Annotated in this window: 11 protein-coding genes; 2 read left to right on the top strand and 9 right to left on the bottom strand. The window is 70.7% G+C overall.

The window, feature by feature from the left end; all coding sequences use genetic code 11:
- Positions 1-596 precede the first annotated feature (596 nt).
- Both ACFYNS_RS05120 and ACFYNS_RS05115 read left to right on the top strand, forming a co-directional pair.
- Positions 597-1,256, top strand: a complete 660-nt coding sequence (locus ACFYNS_RS05120; protein ID WP_360294850.1) for a hypothetical protein — start codon at positions 597-599, stop codon at positions 1,254-1,256.
- A gap of 44 nt (positions 1,257-1,300) precedes the next feature.
- Positions 1,301-2,353 carry a hypothetical protein gene (locus ACFYNS_RS05115; protein ID WP_388600851.1) on the top strand — a complete coding sequence of 351 codons (1,053 nt, stop codon included), beginning with the start codon at positions 1,301-1,303 and terminating at the stop codon, positions 2,351-2,353.
- 112 nt (positions 2,354-2,465) lie between these two features.
- Here ACFYNS_RS05115 and ACFYNS_RS05110 read toward each other — a convergent pair whose 3' ends face one another.
- The 9 genes from ACFYNS_RS05110 to ACFYNS_RS05070 all read right to left on the bottom strand — a co-directional run bounded on the left by ACFYNS_RS05110 (position 2,466) and on the right by ACFYNS_RS05070 (position 16,378).
- Positions 2,466-3,932 carry a glutamate synthase subunit beta gene (locus ACFYNS_RS05110; protein WP_360294856.1) on the bottom strand — a complete coding sequence of 489 codons (1,467 nt, stop codon included), beginning with the start codon at positions 3,930-3,932 and terminating at the stop codon, positions 2,466-2,468.
- Positions 3,925-8,514, bottom strand: a complete 4,590-nt coding sequence (gene gltB / locus ACFYNS_RS05105; RefSeq protein ID WP_388600848.1) for a glutamate synthase large subunit — start codon at positions 8,512-8,514, stop codon at positions 3,925-3,927. The genes ACFYNS_RS05110 and gltB overlap by 8 nt, the downstream gene beginning before the upstream one ends.
- A gap of 926 nt (positions 8,515-9,440) precedes the next feature.
- A complete protein-coding gene (locus ACFYNS_RS05100) occupies positions 9,441-10,766 on the bottom strand; it encodes a cytochrome P450 (RefSeq protein ID WP_388600845.1) in 1,326 nt (441 codons plus the stop codon).
- Positions 10,766-11,965 carry a cytochrome P450 gene (locus ACFYNS_RS05095; protein ID WP_360302189.1) on the bottom strand — a complete coding sequence of 400 codons (1,200 nt, stop codon included), beginning with the start codon at positions 11,963-11,965 and terminating at the stop codon, positions 10,766-10,768. The genes ACFYNS_RS05100 and ACFYNS_RS05095 overlap by 1 nt, the downstream gene beginning before the upstream one ends.
- A 381-nt stretch (positions 11,966-12,346) precedes the next feature.
- The gene (locus ACFYNS_RS05090) at positions 12,347-13,078 is read right to left on the bottom strand and encodes a VIT1/CCC1 transporter family protein (RefSeq protein WP_360302183.1); all 732 of its coding nucleotides are present in this window, start codon (positions 13,076-13,078) and stop codon (positions 12,347-12,349) included.
- Between the two features lie 103 nt (positions 13,079-13,181).
- The gene (gene mnhG, locus ACFYNS_RS05085; protein ID WP_360302180.1) at positions 13,182-13,568 is read right to left on the bottom strand and encodes a monovalent cation/H(+) antiporter subunit G; all 387 of its coding nucleotides are present in this window, start codon (positions 13,566-13,568) and stop codon (positions 13,182-13,184) included.
- Between the two features lie 25 nt (positions 13,569-13,593).
- A complete protein-coding gene (locus ACFYNS_RS05080; protein WP_360302177.1) occupies positions 13,594-14,055 on the bottom strand; it encodes a monovalent cation/H+ antiporter complex subunit F in 462 nt (153 codons plus the stop codon).
- Complete coding sequence (locus ACFYNS_RS05075; RefSeq protein ID WP_360302174.1) at positions 14,046-14,630, bottom strand: Na+/H+ antiporter subunit E; 585 nt, start codon at positions 14,628-14,630, stop codon at positions 14,046-14,048. The genes ACFYNS_RS05080 and ACFYNS_RS05075 overlap by 10 nt, the downstream gene beginning before the upstream one ends.
- A complete protein-coding gene (locus ACFYNS_RS05070) occupies positions 14,627-16,378 on the bottom strand; it encodes a Na+/H+ antiporter subunit D (protein ID WP_360302172.1) in 1,752 nt (583 codons plus the stop codon). Before ACFYNS_RS05070 ends, ACFYNS_RS05075 begins: the two co-directional genes overlap by 4 nt.
- Positions 16,379-16,443: the final 65 nt, after the last annotated feature.

The raw sequence follows: 16,443 nt of genomic DNA, 5'->3' as shown, positions 1-16,443 counted from the left end.
AGCAGCAGCGCCGACCTGCGTAGCTTCGCGCTGCGGCCCGACTCCGGGCTAACCCCGCCCCGAAGGACGGGGCCTGCGCCCTTTACCTCCGGTCACCAGGCCAACTCCTCGGAGATCCAGGAAGCAGGTGTAGCACAGAAATGCTCAGGTCCTTCTCCAAACAGCACGTTCAGTACCACAGAGTGCCGATTCGCCGATCATTTTGTCAGGCGGGTATCGCGTGAGTCCGTCGACCCACGACACCGCCACGGTCGGCAGCTACACAGCGTTGTACGACCCTGACGGCGCATCGAGGTCCCGCTCCCAGCCTGTGACCGGGGCCTGACAGGAAGCCCGGCCGTCACGCAGGTCGAGCTGGTTGCCGGATCTCTGCCCACCTATCCGCCTGGAACGGGAACCCGCCGGACGACCTGCCGCGTGTTCTCCAACATGACGTGCAGCACCAGTTGAATGATCACCAGTTGACACAGACGGAAGAACCGCAGTGACCTCAGGGACTGTCGACACTCCTTTCACTGTAGTAACTTTAAGTGATCAAAACTGCGGGTGATTCGAACCGCCGTCGCCCACGGACAGAGAGCTGAGAGAACGTGCGCATGAACAAGCAGGCCAGCACGGCGATGTGGACCGCAGCGGCCCTCGCCGCGTCCCTCCTCCTGGGCGCGTGCGGGAGCGACGGCGGATCGGACGGCAAGATCGACGGCGCCGACGACGGCACCAAGAAGACGAGCAAGTCCCCCTCCCCGTCTCAGAGTTCGGATACCCCCGGCCACAAGGCACCGGAGGACATCAAACTGGCGAAGGACGCCAAGAACGTCTTCGAGGACACCAAGACGGGTGACCCGAAGAAGGACGAGGTCCTGGCGGACAACCAGGCACGGATCAACGCAATCGACCGGGTCATCACCACGGGCGAAGACACCGAGTTGGTCAAGGTCTACGCCAAGGGAGATTCGTTGCTTGCCGCGAACGAGTACATCCTGGACTTCGTCAAGGATAAGCAGAGCTGGGCAGGCGTAACCCGCTACTACGACCAGAAGGTCAAGATGGCGGGGGACGATCGAGCCCGTGTCACGTTCTGCACCGACGAGAGCAAGGCGAGGAACAAGTACCTCAAGACGGGGAAGCTGGAGCCGAACAACGGGGGTGACCAGAACTACGTGTTCAACTCGGTGAGCGTGCAACGGAATAAGAATGGCGTTTGGCAAGCAGTATCCGGAAATGCCGAGCGGGGAGCCAAGGAATGCATGGAATAAACCGAAAAGGGTCTGTTGCCGTACTGACGGCAGCAGCCCTTCTGGTGGCTTTCCCGGGAACTGCTGAGGCAAAGAAGGGCAAGAACCAAACTTCCACCGAGGGCAGTTCGGGGAACGGCAAGGTGGCCGCCAAGGTCTCGCACATCCGGATCGTCCAGGGCGACAGCAAGGGTGGCGGGAAGACGGTCAAGCTGGACCCGAAGGATCCCGACTGGGAAGCCCCGGCGTGCTGGTACGAGCCGAAGACGACGCCCAAGGAGCTCAAGAAGAAGATCGAGGACGCCAAACCGGAGAAGCGGGACGAGGACGAGAAGGACGAGAAGGACTCCGGCACGATCTTCGACGATCTCGAGAAGAGCAACCAGAAGGCGTCGGACGCACTCTCGGAGCAGGTCGTCCACCTCTACGAGAACTACTACCAGACCGACAAGTACGACGACTACAACATGGACCAGCAGGGCAAAGGCTACTTCTGGGAAGGCGTGCGCAACCCCGACCGGGCGGACGATCCCGAGGCGGACGCGTGCAGCGAACACGCCATCTGGGTGCCGAAGGGGGACCCGCCCGAGGACATGCCGCTGGCCGTCAGTCCGAAGATCCTCGCGCAATACGCCTACGAGCAGCTCCCCATCCCGGAAACGGAACTGTCGTTGAACCCCGACGGCAAGCAGACCGTCAACCTCGACACCTGGGTCTGGCTGGACAGGAGCAGGTTCAAGCCGGTGAAGGCGACCGCCGAACTCGGCCTCATCGACGGGACCAAGCTCTCCGCGACCACCACCGCCACGCCCGAATCGCTGACACTCGACCCCGGCACCGGCGACGCGAAGACCTACCCCGCCTCGGGAAAGTGCGAGTTCAAGAACGGCGCACTCGGCGAGAAGTACTCCGCCGGGAAGAAGGACCGGACACCGCCCTGCGGCATCCGGTACCTGAAGGCCACCGGCGAGAACAGCTCCTACACGCTGAAGGCCACGCTCACCTGGAAGGTGGGGTGGAAGAGCACCGAGGACCCAGGGGGCACTTTCCCGTCGGGCACCTTCAGCACCACGAAGAACCTCACGGTGAAGGAGATCCAGTCCATCGTGCGTGACTGAGCGGTCAGCGACGTGGACACAGTGCGGCGCCTGCCACAAACCCGGTCGGGGACTGGCAGGCGCCGCTTCGTCCGTACGCCCTTGTACGGAAGTTCGGGGGGGGCTCCCCGGGTCAGACCGCCAGGGAGCGGTCCGTGGGGCGGACGGGGGCGTGCAGGGTGCTGTGCTCGCCGGTGAGGTGGCGGTCGACGGCCTTGGCCGCCGAGCGGCCCTCGGCGATGGCCCAGACGATCAGCGACTGGCCCCGGCCGGCGTCCCCGGCGACGTAGACGCCGGGGACGTTGGTGGCGTAGTCGCCGTCCCGCGCGACGTTGCCGCGGGCGTCGAGCTCGACACCGAACTGCTCGACCAGCCCGTTCTCCCGGTCGACACCGGTGAAGCCCATGGCGAGAGTGACCAGCTGGGCGGGGATCTTCCGCTCCGTGCCGGGCTTCTGCTCCAGCTTGCCGTCCACCATCTCGACCTCCACCAGGTGGAGCCACTGGACGTTGCCGTCCTCATCGCCCTCGAAGTGGGTGGTGTTGACGGAGTAGACGCGCTCGCCGCCCTCCTCGTGGGCGCTGGTGACCTTGTAGAGCAGCGGGAACGTCGGCCACGGCTGGCGGCCCGGGTCCCGGTCCTCGCCCGGCTTGGGCATGATCTCCAGCTGGGTGACGGAGGCGGCGCCCTGGCGGTGTGCGGTGCCCACGCAGTCGGCACCGGTGTCGCCGCCGCCGATGACGACGACGTGCTTGCCCTCGGCGCTGATCGGGGAGACGGTCAGGTCGCCCTCCTGCACCTTGTTGGCCAGCGGCAGGTACTCCATCGCCTGGTGCACGCCGTTCAGCTCGCGGCCGGGGACGGGCAGGTCGCGGGCGGTGGTGGCGCCGGCCGCCACGACGACCGCGTCGTAGCGCTTGCGGAGCTTCTGCGCGTCGATGTCGCGGCCGATCTCCGTCTCGGTGCGGAACTTGGTGCCTTCCGCGCGCATCTGCTCGATACGGCGGTTGATGTGCCGCTTCTCCATCTTGAACTCGGGGATGCCGTAGCGCAGCAGTCCGCCGATGCGGTCGGCCCGCTCGTAGACCACGACGGTGTGTCCGGCCCGGGTGAGCTGCTGGGCGGCGGCCAGGCCCGAGGGGCCGGAGCCGATGACGGCGACGGTCTTGCCGGAGAGGCGCTCGGGCGGCTGCGGGGTCACGTCCCCGTTGTCCCACGCCTTGTCGATGATGGAGACCTCGACGTTCTTGATGGTGACGGCCGGCTGGTTGATGCCCAGCACGCACGCCGACTCGCACGGGGCGGGGCAGAGCCGCCCGGTGAACTCGGGGAAGTTGTTGGTCGCGTGCAGCCGCTCGGAGGCGGCTTCCCAGTCGCCGCGGTAGGCGTAGTCGTTCCACTCGGGGATGAGGTTTCCCAGCGGACAGCCGTTGTGGCAGAAGGGAATGCCGCAGTCCATGCAGCGCCCGGCCTGTTTGCTGACGATGGGCAGCAGGGAGCCGGGGACGTAGACCTCGTTCCAGTCCTTGACCCGCTCCTGGACGGGACGCGTCTTGGCGACCTCGCGGTCGGTGTGCAGGAAGCCCTTGGGGTCAGCCATTGGTCGCCGCCTCCATCATCTTCTCGTGGGTCTCGGACTCGCTGAGTCCCGCGCGCTCGGCGGCGTCCTTGGCGGTGAGCACAGCCTTGTACGTGGCGGGCAGCACCCGGCTGAAGCGGCTGAGCGCTCCGTCGGGGCCGTCCCAGTCGGCGAGGAGCTTGGCGGCCACGGTGGAGCCGGTCTCCTCCTGGTGGCGTCGCACGACCTCGTGCAGCCACGTCTTGTCCTCGTCGGTCAGTTCCTCCACGGCGCCGCGCAGTCCTGCGTTCACGTTCGCCAAGTCCAGGTCGATGACGTAGGCGGTGCCGCCGGACATCCCGGCGCCGAAGTTGCGGCCGGTGCCGCCGAGCACGACGGCCGCGCCGCCGGTCATGTACTCGCAGCCGTGGTCGCCCACGCCTTCGGAGACCACCAGGGCACCGGAGTTGCGGACGCAGAAGCGTTCGCCGACGCGGCCGCGCAGGAAGATCTCGCCGCCGGTGGCGCCGTAGGCGAGGGTGTTGCCGGCGATGGTGGAGTACTCGGCGAGGTGGTCGGCGCCCCGGTCGGGGCGGACGATCAGCCGGCCGCCGGAGAGGCCCTTGCCGACGTAGTCGTTGGCGTCGCCCTCCAGCCGCAGTGTGATGCCGCGCGGGACGAAGGCGCCGAAGGACTGGCCGGCGGAGCCGGTGAAGGTGAGGTCCACGGTGTCGTCGGGCAGCCCGGCTCCGCCGAACTTCTTGGTGACCTCGTGGCCGAGCATGGTGCCCACGGTGCGGTTGACGTTGCGGATCGCGACCTGGGCGCGGACCGGCTGGGCCTGCTCGGCGGTGTCGGCCTGCAGCGCGTCGGCCGCCAGCTTGACGAGCTGGTTGTCGAGCGCCTTCTCCAGACCGTGGTCCTGCGCGGTGGCCTGGTGCAGCACGGCGCCCTCGGGGAGCTCGGGGACGTGCAGCAGCGGCGCCAGGTCGAAGCCCTGGGCCTTCCAGTGGGTCACGGCGCGCGAGGTGTCGAGCAGCTCCGCGTGCCCGATGGCCTCGTCCAGGGTGCGGAAGCCCAGCTCGGCGAGGAGTTCGCGGACCTCTTGGGCGATGAACTCGAAGAAGTTGACGACGTACTCGGCCTTGCCGCTGTAGCGGTCGCGCAGCACCGGGTTCTGGGTGGCGATGCCGACCGGGCAGGTGTCCAGGTGGCAGACGCGCATCATCACGCAGCCGGAGACCACCAGCGGTGCGGTGGCGAACCCGAACTCCTCGGCGCCCAGCAGTGCGGCGATGACGACGTCGCGGCCGGTCTTGAGCTGGCCGTCGGTCTGCACGACGATCCGGTCGCGCAGCCCGTTGAGCAGCAGCGTCTGCTGGGTCTCGGCCAGGCCCAGCTCCCAGGGGCCGCCCGCGTGCTTGAGGGAGGTCAGCGGGGAGGCACCGGTGCCGCCGTCGTGGCCGGAGATGAGGACGACGTCGGCGTGGGCCTTGGAGACGCCCGCCGCGACCGTGCCGACGCCGACCTCGGAGACCAGCTTCACGTGCACGCGGGCGCGCGGGTTGGCGTTCTTGAGGTCGTGGATGAGCTGGGCGAGGTCCTCGATCGAGTAGATGTCGTGGTGCGGCGGCGGCGAGATGAGGCCGACGCCCGGGGTGGAGTGCCGGGTCCTGGCCACCCACGGGTAGACCTTGTGGCCGGGGAGCTGGCCGCCCTCGCCGGGCTTGGCGCCCTGGGCCATCTTGATCTGGATGTCGTCGGAGTTGACGAGGTACTCGGAGGTGACGCCGAACCTGCCGGAGGCGACCTGCTTGATCGCGGAGCGCCGGGCCGGGTCGTAGAGCCGCTCGGGGTCCTCGCCGCCCTCGCCGGTGTTGGACTTGCCGCCGAGCTGGTTCATGGCGACGGCCAGCGTCTCGTGGGCCTCCTGCGAGATGGAGCCGTAGGACATGGCGCCGGTGGAGAACCGCTTGACGATCTCACTCGCCGGCTCGACCTCCTCGACGGGAATCGAGGGCCGGTCGCTCTGGAAGCCGAACAGGCCGCGCAGGGTCATCAGCCGCTCGGATTGCTCGTCGACCCGCTGGGTGTACTGCTTGAAGATGTCGTAGCGGCGCTGGCTGGTGGAGTGCTGGAGGCGGAAGACGGTCTCCGGGTCGAACAGGTGCGGTTCGCCCTCGCGGCGCCACTGGTACTCGCCACCGATGTCCAGCAGCCGGTGCGCGGGGGCGATGCCGGAGGAGGGGTAGGCCTTGGCGTGCCGGGCGGCCACCTCCTTGGCGACGACGTCGATGCCGGCCCCGCCGATCTTGGTGGTGGTGCCGTGGAAGTACGCGTCGACGAACGAGCCGTCCAGGCCGACGGCCTCGAAGACCTGCGCGCCGCGGTAGGAGGCGACGGTGGAGATGCCCATCTTGGACATCACCTTCAGCACGCCCTTGCCCAGGGCGTAGATCAGGTTGCGGATGGCCTCCTCGGGCGGCAGCTCCTCGGCGCCGGGCAGGAAGGTGCCGGCCCGGACCAGGTCCTCGACGGACTCCATGGCCAGGTACGGGTTGACCGCGGCGGCACCGTACCCGATGAGCAGCGCGACGTGGTGCACCTCGCGGACGTCCCCGGCCTCGACCAGCAGCCCCACCTGGGTGCGCTGCTTGGTGCGGATGAGGTGGTGGTGCACCGCCGAGGTGAGCAGCAGGGACGGAATCGGCGCGTGCTCGGCGTCCGAGTGCCGGTCGGACAGCACGATGAGCCGGGCGCCGGACTCGATCGCCGTGTCGGCCTCCGCGCAGATCTGCTCGATGCGGGCCGCGAGGCCGTCCCCTCCTTCGGCGACGCGGTAGAGCCCGGAGAGCGTGGCGGACTTGAAGCCCGGCAGGTCGCCGTCGGCGTTGATGTGGATGAGCTTGGCCAGCTCGTCGTTGTCGATGACGGGGAACGGCAGGGTGACGCTGCGGCAGGAGGCGGCCGACGGCTCCAGCAGGTTGCCCTGCGGGCCCAGCGGCGAGTGCAGCGAGGTGACCAGTTCCTCGCGGATCGCGTCCAGCGGCGGGTTGGTGACCTGCGCGAACAGCTGCGTGAAGTAGTCGAAGATCAGCCGGGGCCGGTCCGAGAGCGCCGCGATCGGCGAGTCGGTGCCCATGGAACCGATCGGCTCGGCGCCGCTGCGGGCCATCGGGGCGAGCAGGACGCGCAGCTCCTCCTCGGTGTAGCCGAAGGTCTGCTGCCGGCGGGTGACCGAGGCGTGGGTGTGCACGATGTGCTCGCGCTCGGGCAGGTCGGCGAGTTCGATGAGCCCGGCGTCCAGCCACTCCTGGTAGGGGCGCTCGGCGGCGAGCTGGGCCTTGATCTCGTCGTCCTCGATGATGCGGCGCTCGGCGGTGTCGACCAGGAACATCCGCCCGGGCTGGAGGCGTCCCTTGCGCACGACCTTGCCCGGGTCGATGTCCAGGACACCGACCTCGGAGGCGAGGACGACGAGGCCGTCGTCGGTGACCCAGTACCGGCCCGGACGCAGCCCGTTGCGGTCCAGCACGGCGCCGACCTGGGTGCCGTCGGTGAAGGTGACGCAGGCGGGGCCGTCCCAGGGCTCCATCATCGTGGAGTGGTACTGGTAGAAGGCGCGCCGCGCGGGGTCCATCGAGTCCTGCGACTCGGCGCTCTCCCACGCCTCGGGGACCATCATCAGCACCGAGTGCGGCAGCGAGCGGCCGCCCAGATGCAGCAGCTCCAGCACCTCGTCGAAGGTGGCCGAGTCGGAGGCGCCCGGGGTGTTGATGGGGAAGATCCGCTCCAGGCTCCCCTGGTCCCCGCCGTCCTCACGGCCGACGGAGCCGAACAGCTCGGAACGGAGCTGGGACTCGCGGGCCCGCATCCAGTTGCGGTTGCCCTGCACGGTGTTGATCTCGCCGTTGTGCGCGACGAACCGGTAGGGGTGAGCCAGCGGCCAGCTCGGGAAGGTGTTGGTGGAGAAGCGGGAGTGCACCAGCGCGATGGCGGTGGCGAACCGGCGGTCCGACAGGTCGGGGAAGAACGGTTCGAGCTGCCCGGTGGTCAGCATGCCCTTGTAGACGAGGGTGCGCGAAGAGAGCGAGGGGAAGTAGACGCCCGCCTCGCGCTCGGCGCGCTTGCGCAGCACGAACGCGAGCCGGTCGAGGGCGACGCCGTCGGCCTCGCCCTGCGTGTCGGCGACGAAGAGCTGCCGGAACGTGGGCATCGTGGCGCGTGCACCCGGGCCGAGCAGTTCGGGGGCGACCGGCACCTCGCGCCAGCCGAGGACGGTCAGCCCCTCCTCGGCCGCGAGCGTCTCGATCTGCGAGACGGCCGCCGAGGTGGCCTGCGCCTCGCCGGTCTCCTCCTCGCCGGGCAGGAAGGCGGTGCCCACCGCGTAGCAGCCCTGCTCGGGCAGCGCGAAGGGGACGCTCTCGCGGAGGAAGGCGTCGGGGATCTGCAGCAGGATGCCGGCGCCGTCACCGGTGTCCGGGTCCGACCCGGTGGCGCCCCGGTGCTCGAGATTGCGGAGCACGGTCAGCGCCTGTTCGACCAGCTCATGGCTGGGCTCACCGGTCAGGGTCGCCACGAAGCCGACGCCGCAGGCGTCGTGCTCGTATCGGGGGTCGTACATCCCCTGCTTGGCAGGGTGGTGGGCGGCCCAATCCGCTGTCGGCACAGCACGCATCGGCACTCCCGTCGTCTCGTGGCATTGGTACGTACCGAGGGACGACGTTGGCCCTCATGTGGCAAAAATTTTCGTGCAGGTTACATGGTGGCGCACTTCCCGGAAAGTGGAAGACGCATCTCACCATACGAACGCCGGGCGCGACCGTGTCAGCGCGCCGACGCGGGCGGCCCTTATGGGGCCGGAATAGACCTGCACAGGGGGTTCGGGATAGGTCACCCTGAGTGACGAACAGCTCTCTCTCGCACGCAGGCGTCGTTGCCGGCGGCGTTACGGACTACTGCCCCGCCTCACGCAAGATGAAACCGCCGAGTAACACGTCTCCCTACGCGGGGGGCGTCTCCGCGGGGTCGGTTCCCCTCCACGGGCTGCGTTTGCGTTGTGGGGGCACGCCCCCTGGCTCCATCGGCTGCCGCCGAGAGGTCGTGTCGGGGGGCGCTGCCCCCCAACGGCCCCCCGCCAAGGGGGCTCCGCCCCCTTGGAAACCCCCAGGCACCAACACTTCTCCCTCCCTTTCCCCTGTCCGGCGACCGCCGGGGGACGTTCGTGTGCGGGAGCGCTCTTGTGCTGTGACGGACAGCATCTGGACACTTCCCGCAGACAACGGACCAGGACACAGCCCCGGAGCAAGGTCCGCAAGAGATCACATGGGTGCGGCTGGGGGTTCTAGGGGGCGGAGCCCACTAGCGGGGGGCTGTTGGGGGGCGGAGCCGCCCCAATGCCCGTCCGGCGAGGACAAAAGGGGGCTCGGGGGCGAAGCCCCCGACAACGGCGCCGCACCCGGCAAACAACGGGATGGGGGCCCGGGGCACAGCCCCGACAGGGGCGCGCCCCGCGAAGGGGAGGCGGCGCCCCCGCGAGGGGGGGCGCCGTCAGCGCACGCCCAGCCGCACCGGAAGGGACTCCAGCTCGTTCTGGGTGAGCACCGGCCGATTACGCGTCTCCGCGGCAGCGACCCCGCACAGCCCGGGGAACCGCTCGAAGAGCGCCGGCAGCGCGACGGACGCCTCCAGTCGGGAGAGCCCCGCGCCGGGGCAGATGTGCGGCCCGTGCCCGAAGGCGAGGTGCCGGATGGGTGCGGGGCGCCGCACGTCGAAGCGGTCGGCGTCCTGGCCGTGCTGCGTCCGGTCGCGGCCGATGGCCCGGTAGGACATGGCGACCCCTTCGCCCTCTCGGATGACGGCGCTGCCGGTGCCGACCTCGATGTCCGAGGTCGCGAACCGCAGCAGCAGATGGGTGGAGGGTGACTCCCAGCGCAGCGTCTCCTCGATGACGGCGTCCCATCCGATCTGGCCGTCGAGGACCAGCCGCAGCTGGTCCGGGTGGGTGAGCAGGGCCTGCACCGCGCACAGGATCAGGGTCACCGTGGTCTCGTGCCCGGCGGCGACCATGGCTTCCAGGTTGCCCCGTACCTCTTCGGCGGTGAGCGGCTCGCCGCCCTCGTCGGCGAGGATGAGGGCGCTGGTGAGGTCGTCGCCGGGGGATGCGGTCTTGTGCCGGACCATGTCGTGGTACAGCTCGTCCAGCTCCCGCAGGACGGCGAGCCGCTCCTGCTGCGGGGTCAGGGTGGAGAAGAACGCCTCGTACAGGTGATGCAGCCGCGGCTCCAGCGCGGGGTCGACGCCCATCAGCGAGCAGACCACCGACATGGGCAGCGGCTGTGCGAAGGCGGATTTCAGGTCGATCGGCTCGTCCGGCGCCTCGGCGGCGTGTGCGGCCATCGCGTCCAGCAGTCGGGTCGTGACGCGTTCGACGACGGGACGCAGGTCCTCCAGCCGCCGCGGGGTGAGCGCCTGGGCCGTCTTGACGCGCAGCCGCCGGTGCTCGGCCCCGTCGACGGTGAACATGGAGCGGCCCGCGTCGACCATGCCGATCAGCGGCCAGCTCTCGTCGATCTTCCCGTCGCGCCACAGGTTCCAGTGGGTGATGTCCTTGACGAGCCGGGTGTCGGTGAGGAGCCGGCGGGCTTCGGCGTGGGTGGTGACCGTCCACACCTCGGCGCCCATCAGGTCGATCCGGGCGAGCGGCCCGGCGGTCCGCAGTGCCTCGGTCTCGGCGGCGAGGCTGCCGACCAGCGGGTCGATGGTGAGCGGGCACCCCGGGGTGCCGGGTGCCGCACCTCCGTCCGCCGGGCAGCCGCCGGGGTCCGCACCGCCGGTCCGGGGTTCGCTTGCCAGGGACTGTGCGTCGCCGTTCATCAGCGTCCTCCGTACGGGGGTGTGGGCGCGAAGCGGACGGGCAGCACCGTCATGCCGCGCAGGAAGGGCGAGGGGCGGCGGGCCAGGGTGCGGGGCGCGACCGCCAGGTCGAGGTCGGGCAGCCGGTCGAGCAGCACCTCGATGCCCGTACGGGCGATGATTTCGGCGATCTCCTGGGCCGGGAAGGGGCACTGGTACTCGCCGTGGCTGAAGGCGAAGTGGGCGAAGTTGCGCTCGCGTGGTCGGTCCGCGCCGTGCGGCGCGTGTGCCGCCGGGTCGCGGTTGGCGCCGGCGAGTCCCAGCAGGAGCAGGTCGCCGCGGGCGATGGTGCGGCCCGCCAGCCGGGTGTCGCGCGCGGCCCAGCGGCCGGCCAGGATCTGGGTGGGGGTGTCCTCCCAGAGCACTTCGTTCATGGCTTCGGGGACGGTGTGGCGCCCTCCGGAGAGCGAGGCGGCGAAGCGGTCGTCGGTGAGCATGAGGCGTACCGAGTTGCCGATCCAGTCGGCGGTCGGCAGGAACCCGGCGGAGGTGAGGGCCATGAGGTCGAGGATGTACGCCTCGTCGGGGAATTCCGCGGGGTGGGCCAGCATGGCGGAGAGTACGTCGGCTCCGGGCTCCGCGTGTCTGCGGGCGACGAGCCGCCGCATGAGGGAGAGCGCGTGTTCGAACCCGGCGAGCGCGTCGGGGCCGCCGTCGGCCATGTCGGTGAGGGAGCGGATCAGTTCCGGGCCGTCGGAGTCGGGGAAGCCCAGGATGCGGGCCAGGGCGAGGAGGGGCAGCGGTTTGGCGTAGGCGGAGACGATCTCGGACTCGCCGACGCCGCAGAAGCTGTCGATGAGCCGGTCTGCGATCTCCTCGGTGGTGCGGCGGAGTTCGACGTGGTTCACGCCTTCCAGCGCGTGCTGGATCATGGCCAGGTGGCGGCGGTGCTCCTCGCCGACGGTGAAGTAGACGGAGGGCTGCGGGGTGCCGATCATGGGGCGCAGCGGCCAGTCCTCGGGGAGGTTCTCCCACTGGTTCCACAGGCCCTGGTCCCGGGGGAAGAGCACCGGGTCGCCGGTGACCTGGTGGAGTTCGCGGTAGCCGATGACGAGCCAGGCGGGTACGTCGCCGGGGAGGGTGACGGGGACGACGGGCCCGTGGTCGCGGCGCATGTCCCGGTAGACGGCCTCCAGGTCGGTGTGGAAGCGGGGTCCCATGAGCGGTACGGCGCCGGGTGCGGTCCGGGCGCCCGCCGCGGCGGGGCAGCCGCGGGGCTCCGCTGGAGGGGCGCCGGAGGCCGGTGGGCCGTGCCCGGGATCGTAGGGCTGGGGCTGACTGGTCAAGGGCGCAACTCCCCTGCGGACGGTGGCACTTGGTGGTCTCAGGTGTCACTTCGTGCACAGCCTAGGCAGTTTCCCGATCAGCGGGGACCGTTCCCGTTGATCGGTGACCGTTCGACGCCCTGATGCGCCCCGACACAGGTACGCCCCGACGCGCTGTGCGCCGGGGCGGCAGGGGCGGCACCGGGCCGGGCCCCGCTCGTTCCTGGGGCGCCGCACTCCGCCGCGCCCCGCAGGGTCAGCCCGCGCCCCGCGGGGTCAGCCGACCGCGACTCCGAACAGGGCGCCCAGGCCGTAGGTGACGGCCGCGGCGGCGGCGCCGAGGGTGAGTTGGCGCAGGCCGCTGAACCACCAGCTGCGGGCGGTGACCCGGGAGACGACCGCACCGCAGACGAACAGCCCCAGCAGGGCGCACAGCACCGCGGGCCACAGCATGGTGACCCCGAAGAGGTAGGGCAGCACCGGAAGCACGGCGCCCACCGCGAAGGAGAAGAAGGAGGAGACGGCGGCGACGGTCGGGGAGGGCAGGTCGCCGGGGTCGACGCCCAGTTCCTCCCGGGCGTGGATCTCCAGGGCCTGCTCCGGGTCGCGGTGCAGTTGCTCGGCGACCTTCCCGGCCAGCTCGGGGTCGACTCCGCGGGACTCGTACAGCGCGGCCAGTTCCTTGATCTCCGCGCGCGGGCTGCGCCGCAGCTCGCGCCGCTCGATCTCCAGTTCGGCCTGGACGAGTTCGCGCTGCGAGGCGACGGAGGTGTACTCGCCGGCGGCCATGGAGAAGGCACCGGCCGCCAGCCCGGCGAGGCCCGCGATGACGATGGTCTGGGAGGAGGCGGCACTGCCGGCGACGCCGGTCATCAGACCGAGGTTGGAGACCAGCCCGTCCATCGCTCCGAAGACGGCGGGCCGCAGCCAGCCGCCGTTGACATCGCGGTGGGTGTGGTTGTCGCGGTGCGCGACGTGGGTCGGGTCGGTGACTCCGGCGAGGGACATGGCCGGTACGGCTCCTTCACTTCGAACAGCGGGCGCACGGCGCGCCCTCTTGTTCGAAGCGTAGGCACGAAGCGCCGTCCGCTGCCAGCAAGGAAGGCCGTACTTACCCCGTTGACCTGGGGTTTTCCTCCGGGCCCTGGTCGGCTGCCGCGCGCAGCGCCGCCGCCAGCTCGTCGCGGACCAGGTCCTCGCGGTCCAGCCGCCCGGTCCGGTAGGCGGCCCGGCCCACCATGTGCGCGGCCACCGGGGAGGTCAGCAGTTGGAAGAGGCCGACGAGCAGCAGGGTGCACAGGTCGATGAGGCTGCGCAGCCACAGTCCGGCGCCGAGCAGGACCAGCAGCAGGCCGAAGGACTGCGGCTTGGTCGCGGCGTGCATCCGGGCCAGCACGTCCGGCAGCCGCACCATGCCGATCCCGGCCAGCAGGCAGAGCAGCCCGCCCGCCAGCATGCACACGGCGCCCGCCACGTCCGCCAAGACCGTCCAGCTCATCGGTGCTCCTCCCGGGTCCGGTCCCTCACGGCGTCCCCCGGTGCGGGCCGGGCTCCTCAAGGCCGCCGCCGGGCGGGGGCGCCGAGGGGTCGGCAGGGGGTTCACCGGTGCCCTCGCTCTCGTCCACGTCCTCGGTTCCGGCCTCGTCCCGCAGCGCCATGAAGCGCGCGACCCCGACCGAGCCGGTGAAGCCGAGGAAGGAGAGAACCAGCAGGACGGGCAGGTAGAAGGCGTTCCCGCGGATCGCCGACTGCAGGCCGATCCCGGCCATCACGACGGCCACCAGCACATCGAGCGCGACGGCGCGGTCCAGGGTCGAGGGCCCCCGCACCAGCCGCAGGGTGACCAGCAGCCCGGCGGCCAGCAGCAGCCCGGCGATCACCGCGGCCGTGATCTCGAAGGCCGGGGCGTCGTGCGCGGCGGCGGTCAGCACCCGCGCCGGTTCCGCGGGGAGCGCAGCGGGCGTCTGCCGTACCGTCACCGCCATCGGCCGAACACCTCCTCGGCGGCCTCGGAGGCACGGATCGCGGCGACGTCGGCGTGGGTGCCGAACGCCTCCACGACCCGGGTCTCCAGGCGGAGCGCGTCCCGCCGGGCCCGTGCCTGCTCTTCCTCGCTCTCGCCGCCGAGCACATGCAGATAGAGGGTTCCCGAGCGGCGGTCGACCTCCAGGACGGTGCTGCCGGGTACGGCCGTGACCGCGACCGCCGTGACGGTCAGCATCAGATCGCCGGGGCAGCGCATCTTCACCGCCAGCACGGCGCAGCGCGGGCGGCCGAGCGCGAGCATGTAGCGGTTGATCCGCCAACTGGAGACGACCAGGTCCAGTACGAACCGGACGGCGAAGCGCAGGATGCCGAGCGGATGGGCCCGGGCCTGCTTCTCCACGGGGGGCAGCGGGAAGACGAGCACCACCAGGAGCGCGACGAGCACTCCGGTCACGACGTTGGCCGGGGTGGGGGTGCCCCACAGGAGCAGCCACAGCAGGGTGAGGCCGCACACCATGGGCCACTGGGTGGCACGCAGCCGGCTGGCTTCGGGCAGCCGCTGAGGGGCCGTCATCTCCGCATCACCGCCTCGACGTAGGGGCTGCGGGCGAGCATTTCGTCCGCCGCGCGGCCGGTGAGTCCGAACAGGGGGCCCGCGAGCACGGTGAAGGCGAGCCCGAACAGGACGAGGGCCGCGGTGGCTCCGGCCATGCTGGCGGGGAGCGAACTGGTGGTGGTGATCTCCTGGCCGCCGAAGGTGGTGGTCACCCGGCGCCGCATCAGCACCGAGAGGCCGCCGGTCGGCCACCCTCCGGCGGCACCGGGCTGCCGCTCCGGTGGTCCGGCGCCGGAGCCGGCGCCGCCGGTCGGCGCACCGGAGCCGGCGGCGTCGTCCCCGGTGCCCTCTTCGGGGGTGTCCTCCTCCCGGGACTCCAGCACGGTGCCCGCCGCGCACATCTCCGGTGTCGCGGCGCGCCAGAAGGCCACGTTCCACGCCTTGGTCAGCGCGTACAGGGTGAGGAGGCTGGTGACCGTTCCGCCCGCCACCAGCAGGTAGGCCAGCGCCCCGCCGTCGTCCACCCCGGCCCGCAGCAGGCCGAGCTTGCCGAGGAATCCGGAGAGCGGCGGGATCCCGGCGAGGTTCATCGCGGGGACGAAGAACAGCACGGCCAGCAGCGGGGAGAGGCGGGCGAGACCGCCGAGGCTCTGCAGGTCCGTGGTACCGGTGCGGCGCTCGATCAGTCCGGCGACGAGGAAGAGGGTGGTCTGGACGGTGATGTGGTGGGCGACGTAGAACACCGCGCCGGAGATCCCGGCGGGGCTGCCCAGCCCGATCCCGAAGACCATGTACCCCATGTGGCTGACCAGGGTGAAGGAGAGCAGCCGTTTGAGGTCGGTCTGCGCGACCGCGCCCAGGATGCCGACGAGCAGCGAGAGCAGGGCCAGGACCATCAGGACGTCGCCGATGCCGTCACCGGGGAAGAGCAACGTCCGGGTGCGCAGTATGGCGTAGATGCCGACCTTGGTGAGCAGTCCCGCGAACACGGCGGTGACCGGCGCCGGGGCGGTGGGGTAGGAGTCGGGCAGCCAGGCGGCCAGCGGGAAGACGGCCGCCTTGATGGCGAACACGCCCAGCAGCGCGATCTGCAGGATCATGGCCACGCTGTCGGGCAGGGCGTCCAGCCGGGAGGGCAGTTGGGCCATGGTGACGGTGCCCGCCGCCGCGTACACCATGGCGACGGCGGCCAGGAAGAGCATGGAGGACAGCAGCGAGACGATCGCGTACGTGGCACCGGCGCGGATGCGCGCCAGGGTGCCGCCGATTGTCATCAGCACATAGCTGGCTGTCAGCATCAACTCGAAGCCGACGTAGAGGTTGAACAGGTCCCCGGCCAGGAAGGTGTCCGAGACCCCGGCCACCAGCACCAGGTAGGAGGGGTGGAAGACGGACAGCGGGGTGGCCTCGTCGTTGTCGGCCAGGCCCTGGCCCACCGAGTAGACCAGGACGGCCAGCGTCACCGACGAGGAGATCACCAGCATCAGCGCCGCGAGCCGGTCGGCGACCAGCACGATCCCGACCGGCGGCGCCCAGCCGCCCGCGAACATCACCTGCGGACCGTGCCGGTCGGCGGCCACCAGCAGCAGCAGTGCGACGACGAGGACGGCGAGCAGCACGGCGGCGCTGATGAACCGCTGCACCCGCTCCAGCCGGGCTCCGATGGCCAGTTTCAGTCCGGCCGCGCACAGCGGCAGGATGACCGGCAGCGGCACCAGGAGTCCGGCGGTGGCCGCCCCGCCGACCGGCCCGGCTCCCCCGCTCACCGTGCGCCCCCGCCCCCGGTGCGGCCCCTGCCGGGTGCGGGGCGCGGGACGGATGCGGGCCCCAG

Origin of the sequence: Streptomyces sp. NPDC006925 (assembly GCF_042869575.1) — a bacterium.
Classification (GTDB): domain Bacteria; phylum Actinomycetota; class Actinomycetes; order Streptomycetales; family Streptomycetaceae; genus Streptomyces.
Note: the sequence above shows the minus strand (reverse complement) of the source record. Positions and strands in the feature narration are given on the sequence as shown.

Bases quoted from the DNA above. Each gene is read 5' to 3' on its own strand.
- ACFYNS_RS05120 (WP_360294850.1), top strand. From the start codon at position 597: ATGAACAAGCAGGCCAGCACGGCGATGTGGACCGCAGCGGCCCTCGCC.
- ACFYNS_RS05110 (WP_360294856.1), bottom strand. From the start codon at position 3,932: ATGGCTGACCCCAAGGGCTTCCTGCACACCGACCGCGAGGTCGCCAAG.
- gltB (WP_388600848.1), bottom strand. From the start codon at position 8,514: ATGTACGACCCCCGATACGAGCACGACGCCTGCGGCGTCGGCTTCGTG.
- ACFYNS_RS05100 (WP_388600845.1), bottom strand. From the start codon at position 10,766: ATGAACGGCGACGCACAGTCCCTGGCAAGCGAACCCCGGACCGGCGGT.
- ACFYNS_RS05095 (WP_360302189.1), bottom strand. From the start codon at position 11,965: ATGGGACCCCGCTTCCACACCGACCTGGAGGCCGTCTACCGGGACATG.
- ACFYNS_RS05090 (WP_360302183.1), bottom strand. From the start codon at position 13,078: ATGTCCCTCGCCGGAGTCACCGACCCGACCCACGTCGCGCACCGCGAC.
- mnhG (WP_360302180.1), bottom strand. From the start codon at position 13,568: ATGAGCTGGACGGTCTTGGCGGACGTGGCGGGCGCCGTGTGCATGCTG.
- ACFYNS_RS05080 (WP_360302177.1), bottom strand. From the start codon at position 14,055: ATGGCGGTGACGGTACGGCAGACGCCCGCTGCGCTCCCCGCGGAACCG.
- ACFYNS_RS05075 (WP_360302174.1), bottom strand. From the start codon at position 14,630: ATGACGGCCCCTCAGCGGCTGCCCGAAGCCAGCCGGCTGCGTGCCACC.